This window comes from Synechococcus sp. MU1655, from assembly GCF_023630655.1.
In the GTDB taxonomy this organism is placed as follows: Bacteria; Cyanobacteriota; Cyanobacteriia; order PCC-6307; family Cyanobiaceae; genus Synechococcus_C.
In genome coordinates, this window is sequence record NZ_JAKUHK010000268.1 from 1 (window position 1) to 2,559 (window position 2,559).

Annotated in this window: 4 protein-coding genes; 2 read left to right on the forward strand and 2 right to left on the reverse strand. The window is 54.7% G+C overall.

The annotated features are described in order from the left end of the window. Nucleotides 1-712: HAD family hydrolase (locus NCN04_RS10505; protein WP_284498720.1), on the forward strand; the 712-nt coding region annotated here is incomplete at its 5' end. On the opposite strand, the gene purT is transcribed toward NCN04_RS10505, so the two are convergent. Then, nucleotides 697-1,866: a formate-dependent phosphoribosylglycinamide formyltransferase gene (gene purT / locus NCN04_RS10510; protein WP_250396066.1), complete on the reverse strand. Its 1,170-nt coding sequence runs from the start codon at nt 1,864-1,866 to the stop codon at nt 697-699. The two genes, NCN04_RS10505 and purT, sit on opposite strands and share 16 nt — an antisense overlap. A gap of 45 nt (nt 1,867-1,911) precedes the next feature. On the opposite strand from purT, the gene NCN04_RS10515 reads away from it, so the two are divergent. Then, the gene (locus tag NCN04_RS10515) at nt 1,912-2,073 is read left to right on the forward strand and encodes a hypothetical protein (RefSeq protein WP_048347587.1); all 162 of its coding nucleotides are present in this window, start codon (nt 1,912-1,914) and stop codon (nt 2,071-2,073) included. Here the strand turns inward: NCN04_RS10515 and NCN04_RS10520 are convergent, their stop codons facing one another. After that, a complete protein-coding gene (locus NCN04_RS10520; protein WP_048347586.1) occupies nt 2,074-2,337 on the reverse strand; it encodes a hypothetical protein in 264 nt (87 codons plus the stop codon). It lies immediately after the preceding gene. Nucleotides 2,338-2,559 lie beyond the last annotated feature (222 nt).

The window sequence follows — 2,559 nt, forward strand, 5'->3', positions numbered from 1 at the left end:
GGAACAGCCGGATGGTGATGCACTCAAGCTTTTGCGTGAGCAGCTCGACCGTTGTGCTTTAGGGATTCTGTCTGGCCGCTCCTTGCCTGCCGCCAGACAACGTTTTGGGGAGCTGCTGTTACCGGAACCCAAGGTTTGGATCACTGGGGCTGGTACGGAGATTCACTACGGCCAGGAGAGTGAACCTGATTTGTTTTGGTCGGCTCAGATTGGAGTGGATTGGGACCGCGCAGGTGTGGAAAGTGCACTGGCTGACCTCACCGATCACATTGCATTGCAGCGGCCTGATCAGCAAGGTCCTTTCAAGTTGAGCTACACGATTCTCGATGCTGGTGAAGAGATCCTTCCCTTGATCCGACAACGTTTGCGCCAACGCCATCAGGCGGCGCGTCCTCAGTTGCGGTGTCATTGGTTTTTAGATGTGCTGCCCCTGCGCGCATCCCGCAGCGAAGCGATCCGTTTTCTCGCTTTGCGCTGGGGCCTTCCACTGGAGCAGATGTTGGTTGTGGCCAGTGAGCAAGGTGATGGCGAGTTGGTTTGCGGTCGACCCGCCGCCGTTGTTTTGGGCGATCACGATCCTTGTTTGGATGATTTTCGACAGCAACAGCGTGTGTACTTTGCGACTCGCGCCCAATTACCTGGCGTGCTGGAGGGCATTCAGCACTATCGGTTCTTGGGCGGACGAGCCCGGCATGATCAATCCTTGACCTGAACCTTCACTGCCGCTGCACAGCGGTCTGCCTTGGCTAAAGCTTCGTTGATCTGGGTTCCGCGGGCTAAAGCAACGCCCATCCGACGCCCTGGCCGAGCCTCTCGTTTGCCAAAGAGCAAAAGATTGGTGTCTGGCTCCGTGAGGGATTGTTCCACACCACTGAATTGAACATGGTGCCCCTGGCTTTCGGCCAGGATGACGCGGCTTGCCGCAGCATCGGCAGCAGTGATCGAGGGGATGGGTAGTCCCAATACGGCCCGGAGATGCAGATCGAATTCGCTTAGGTTTTGGCTGATCAGGGTCACGAGGCCGGTGTCATGCGGTCGTGGTGAGAGCTCGGAAAACACCACGTCATCGCCGCACAAGAAAAACTCCACCCCAAAAAGACCAGCACCGCCAAGGTTGTCGGTGACGGTTCGGGCCATCGTTTGGGCTTGTTGCAGTTGGGTGGGCGAGATTGACGCAGGCTGCCAACTGCATTGGTAGTCGCCATTGGCTTGCTGATGACCAATCGGTGGGCAAAACAGGGTGGTTCCATCGTGTTGACGGATGGTGAGCAGGGTGATTTCAAGATCAAAATCAAGAAATTCCTCCACGATCACCTGGGCGGAACTGCCTCGGGCTCCTGCCATAGCGATCGTCCAGGCCTGATCTAATTCAGCAGCTGAGTGAACCACGCTCTGGCCTTTTCCCGAGGAACTCATCACTGGTTTGACGACTACGGGCCAACCCAATGGTCCGGCAGCACGCTGGAGCTCCTGTGCATCGGAGGCATAGGCAAAGCGTGCGGTGCGTAGTCCGAGTTCACCCGCAGCAAGATTCCTGATTCGGTCGCGATTCATCGTGACTGCAGTGGCCCTGGCCGTGGGAATCACGCAGATGCCGTTGTCTTCCAGTGCTTGCAAGGCATCCACTGCCAGCGCTTCGATTTCTGGGATCAGCACATCCGGCTGATGCTTGTTGACAACCGTCTTGAGGGCGTTTGGATCGGTCATGGTCAGCACCTCGGCCAGATCTGCTACCTGCATGGCTGGCGCATCGGCGTAACGGTCGCAGGCGATGACATGGCAACCCAGTCTCTGGGCGGCGATCGCCACCTCTTTGCCCAGTTCGCCGCTGCCGAGCAGCATCACTGTTTTTGGGAATTTCGTCATGGCGGGTTTCAAGGCAGCATGGCTTGATCTTCTCGCTCTGCCCTCATGCCTTTGCCGCTTGCGTTTACAACGGCTGGAGACGCGGCCAATGGTCTGCTGTTTGGTTTGGAGATCGCCACCATTCAAAAATGGGTTTTGATTTATCTAGGTGTGTCGTCCTTGGTTTTTGTTTTGGTTTGGGTGATCGGTGAATTCCGTCGCGGCTGATCAGTTTGAAGGAGATCCAAAGGTTGGATCGCTGATCAAGGTGAGCTGGCGGAAGGCAGGTTCTTCATTGACAAAGCCCCAAGACTCAAAGACTTCGGCATCGCTATGGGTGATGCGTTGTTGATGTCCTTGTGAGTTGAGCTCAAAGCCCTGTTGTGCCATGCGGCGCATCAGGCTGGCTGCTTCTTCAAAGCGGGAGGCCATGGCTTCAAGGCTGGTGCAATCACGCGTGAGACCAGCTTCTTTCCAAGTGAAGTAAGACACGTATAGCTGTGGGCATGGTATGGGTCAAAGATTTAGCAGAGGATTGAAATTGCTTTGGAGATGCCTCCTGGTTGATGTAGAAGCATGTTTTTAATTGTCTTGGATTTAGCTAATTAATTGTTGTGTTGATTTTATGGTTGTCGCAAGTGAAATACTTAATCGAATTGTTGGAGATCTTTGAATACAGGAGATTTGTGTAACAGTGAACTCTTGGTGATTGGA

What these genes read in the sequence shown, in the direction of transcription:
- NCN04_RS10515 (WP_048347587.1), top strand. Translation starts at nt 1,912, where the DNA reads ATGCCTTTGCCGCTTGCGTTTACAACGGCTGGAGACGCGGCCAATGGT.
- purT (WP_250396066.1), bottom strand. Translation starts at nt 1,866, where the DNA reads ATGACGAAATTCCCAAAAACAGTGATGCTGCTCGGCAGCGGCGAACTG.